This is a genomic window from Rhodococcus sp. (in: high G+C Gram-positive bacteria) (assembly GCF_049286785.1).
Lineage (GTDB): Bacteria > Actinomycetota > Actinomycetes > Mycobacteriales > Mycobacteriaceae > Rhodococcus_F.
This window is the reverse complement of sequence record NZ_JBAQEO010000539.1, coordinates 1-3,458: the sequence shown is the minus strand read 5'-3', so window position 1 is coordinate 3,458 and position 3,458 is coordinate 1. Positions and strand designations below refer to the sequence as shown.

The following is a 3,458-nucleotide window of genomic DNA, read 5'->3' as shown; positions in this document are numbered from 1 at the left end:
GGCCTACACGGAAGGACTATGGGGCTTCCTGTTGAATGAGTTGCCTGGCGGGCGCACACGTCTAGTGATCGGCGGTTATCAAGTCTTCCGCCCTCGATGGCTTGGACGTTTCGTCTTCTACTGGCTCTTTCCCCCGGTTGTCTGGATCATGCAGGCACGGATGTTGGCCGTACTCAAGCGAAATGTCGAACGAGCTGCTCGCGGAAGGCCTGGTTAGCCTCTGGTCCGAACACGTCCCCCTGGTTCGGAGAGACGCACGAACATGCCGCGGAGCGTGCGCGGTTTCTCCCGTCCCAATGGACGTCGACCTACCTCACCCCGTCGATGTCCGTAAGGGGAAGCCTCACCGGGACGAGATCGGCACCCAACGAACGGCCGGCAGCAGTCGGGCCCGTCCCGTAAGCGGATCGTCAATCGGCCTGCACTGGTCGTACCCGCTGAGGCACGCTGGCGCGCCGTGAACGCGCCGCACCTGGTCACCCTCGTTCGGGCCGGAGCCGTGTTCGAGAAGGGAAAACTCATAGAACGACCGGTCGATTCGTCAACTACGAAGGAGGTCGCCTGACGCTCGCCCATCCACAACGATTTGACAATAACTCGTGTGGCGTCGCGATGAGTTTTGCCCTCCGGCACAGTCTGATCTGCATGGGCAAACTCATCTATGGCTTCAACGTGTCGGTGGACGGGTACATGGCCGATGCACAAGGCAACATCGACTGGGCCGATCCGAGCGAAGAACTGCACCAGTACTGGAACGACTTCGAGCGGGAGACCGCCCTGTCGTTCTACGGGCGGCGGCTCTACGAACTGATGTCCGCGTACTGGCCGACTGCCGACAAGGCCCCGGACGCCACCCCTCTGATCGTCGACTTCGCCCGCATCTGGCGCGACATGCCCAAGGTCGTCTTCTCGCACACCCTGGAGTCCGTCGACTGGAACTCCCGCCTGGAACGCGGCGACCCGGTCGAGGTGGTGACGAAGCTGAAAGCCGAAACCGACGGCAGGCTGGAGGTGGCCGGCGCGACGCTGGCCGCACCGATCGTGCAGGCCGGACTGGTGGACGAATACCGGATCGTGGTCGCGCCCACCGCCGTGGGCGGCGGCACCCCGTTCTTCCCGACACTGCCGTCATGGATCTCTCTGCGACTGTTGGAGAACCGCACCTTCCCGGGTGGCACGGTCCTCCTGCGCTACGAGGCGAAACACGACTGATCGGACATACACAGCCAGGCGAGCTGCGGATGCACTACGAGATACACGACTCGAGCGGCACGCAGTTACTGCTGCTGCACGGCGGCCTGTTCGACATCCACCAGCAGTTCGACGAACTGCTACCCGGGAAACTCACAGAACGACCGATCGACCCGCCAACCACCCTGGAGGTCGCCAGAAACTCGCCCATCGACAGGGTCTTGACAATATCTCAGGCGCCACGGCCGTGATCACTCCAGCGCAGATACTCCGGGTCCGTCGAGGTCACCCAGCGCAGACTTGCGCCCCGATATTGCCATGAGCAGTGATAGTGCCGGGCCGCAGACTTCTGGGCCATCACCGATCGACACGTCTGCGTCGTTGGCCCGCAACTGGATCGGGGCAATGAGTTGCTTCGCCCCGCCCAGGGATACTGGGGTGCGCGCCTGATACAGCAACGACCTGACGACCGCCTCCGACGGATATGTGCGGTTGATGCCCAACGGCCGTCGGATGTCTTCGCCATGGACGACCTCTTCGACCAGCCTGCTGTCGAGCGGTGCTGGTGGCGTCGACGTACGTGTTGCTACCTGCTGAAGCCGGGCGAGCGTTTGGCGGGGCGTGGCACCGCGTTCGCGTTCGACGCCTTGGGCGTTCTGGCGATCGAAGTTGAAGCGCGCCCGGGCCATGTTGCGCACGATGCCGAGGCGGGTGGTCTTCGCGTTGTTGATCAAGTGTGCGACGACGTCGTGCACGGTCCAGTCGCCACAAAGTGAGGGGTGGGCCCACTGGTCGTCGGTGAGGTCGGAGAGGTCATCGATCAGCGCCGCACGCTCCGCATGCACGATCGGCCAGACATCATTCATGAAGACAGTGTGACAAAGGCTGCCCGTCACCGGCTGGCTTGGGCCCGACGCCGTCCCGATCTAACGTGGAGACAGTCAGCGCCATATCCATGACATTCCGATACGCGATGAGGTATCGAAGTCCCACGCGGTAGCCGTTCGAATCGGACAGTAGGAGCGGGCCGTGCGCGATTGCACCCAGTGCCGGGGGAGACGGGGTAGTCGATCCAGCTGAACTGCGACATCGTTCGAGTATGAACGGGCAGAACTCAACTGCGGGTAGCTGCGTGCGACGGATGGCGGGTTCGATAGCGTTCACTGATGGACCTGGTCACTCTCGTTCTCGCGTCACCACGCGGGCGATTTTTCTGCGCGAACGTCGCGTACATGTGCAGTTCGGACGAGCGAGCGGCCGACCCTTACCGTCCACGCACGCTGGCGGACGTGCTCGAGGTGATCGAGGCCGTCGATGTTCGAGTCATGTCGGAACTGTCCGAACTCGATCTGCTCGACGCTCTCGCGTTCGCAACAGACTGGGCACGGTATTGGCAACCGCCGGACGAGGAAGATATCTGGTTTGCCAGGCCGGACGTACTGGCAGCGTTGCGTCCGGTAGCTTCCGCGGTTTTGGCGTCCCCGCTTACCCGGTGGTGGGCCGATGCGGTCGACCTCGACAACCAGCGAATGGTTGCTCTTCTGTATGCGAACGATGAGTGGCCTGAATCGACGATGCCGTACCGCAGTTCGGCTGTCGGCCTTGATCAATGGCGCGACCACGTTCTCGCGACTGAAGCGCGGTTTCGTAGTTGGCGAATCGATCGTCCGGACAACGACATCGGTGGTGAATGGTGGTCGACACCGTTACCCAGTGCCGCCTTGGAAACCAGCCGGGCGCGCGATGGCGTGGGCGCACTGGAATTGCTCCTGGAGGAAGACTCGTTCGGCGGGGACGAAGCGCGGGTCTGGCCGGTCTCTGTCCGCAGCACACCCCGGGTATACGAGATCACGAATCCGTCGGACTGGGCGCGTTTGGTCGACGCGTATCCCTTGGCCGTCCTGGAGTCCAAGCGCTCCGATTGGTTCCACACCACCGGTGAGTATTACGACTGGTTCATTCCTGACTGGGCTGCGGTGGCCGACGACTACGACGCCGTGCACCTCACTTTGCACGGCTACCTGACCACACCCGGTCTCGCAATCCCATTGGCAGACAACAAGGGTGCTACTGTCCTGGCCGGTTGGAACCCGGACGCGACGTGGTGGCTGAACAACGATGTCGCTCGCGTCGACGACGAGCCAGCCTTGTGGCGATGGTGCGACGACCGCTGGGTGCGAGTCTGAGCAGCGTCTGACACCTCCGCACGCACGGTGGAGTCTCTGATCTGCAAGTCACCGCAGGTGGGATCCCCGCCACGGCTAGAC

The 3,458-nt window shown here is 62.9% G+C and carries 3 protein-coding genes and 1 pseudogene; 3 read left to right on the top strand and 1 reads right to left on the bottom strand.

The annotated features are described in order from the left end of the window. Positions 1-424: 424 nt before the first annotated feature. Positions 425-565, top strand: a pseudogene (locus WAW17_RS19535) (IS256 family transposase); the annotation flags it as partial. A gap of 80 nt (positions 566-645) precedes the next feature. Further along, positions 646-1,212, top strand: coding sequence for a dihydrofolate reductase family protein (locus tag WAW17_RS19530; RefSeq protein WP_422334581.1), 567 nt, complete (start codon positions 646-648; stop codon positions 1,210-1,212). Between the two features lie 230 nt (positions 1,213-1,442). On the opposite strand, the gene WAW17_RS19525 is transcribed toward WAW17_RS19530, so the two are convergent. Continuing rightward, positions 1,443-2,057: a maleylpyruvate isomerase family mycothiol-dependent enzyme gene (locus WAW17_RS19525; RefSeq protein WP_422334580.1), complete on the bottom strand. Its 615-nt coding sequence runs from the start codon at positions 2,055-2,057 to the stop codon at positions 1,443-1,445. 300 nt (positions 2,058-2,357) lie between these two features. Between WAW17_RS19525 and WAW17_RS19520 the strand changes: the two genes are divergently transcribed. After that, positions 2,358-3,377 carry a hypothetical protein gene (locus WAW17_RS19520; RefSeq protein ID WP_422334579.1) on the top strand — a complete coding sequence of 340 codons (1,020 nt, stop codon included), beginning with the start codon at positions 2,358-2,360 and terminating at the stop codon, positions 3,375-3,377. The last annotated feature ends 81 nt before the right edge of the window (positions 3,378-3,458 follow it).

Coding starts and splice junctions, on each gene's coding strand:
- WAW17_RS19520 (WP_422334579.1), top strand. CDS start 2,358: ATGGACCTGGTCACTCTCGTTCTCGCGTCACCACGCGGGCGATTTTTC.
- WAW17_RS19530 (WP_422334581.1), top strand. CDS start 646: ATGGGCAAACTCATCTATGGCTTCAACGTGTCGGTGGACGGGTACATG.
- WAW17_RS19525 (WP_422334580.1), bottom strand. CDS start 2,057: ATGAATGATGTCTGGCCGATCGTGCATGCGGAGCGTGCGGCGCTGATC.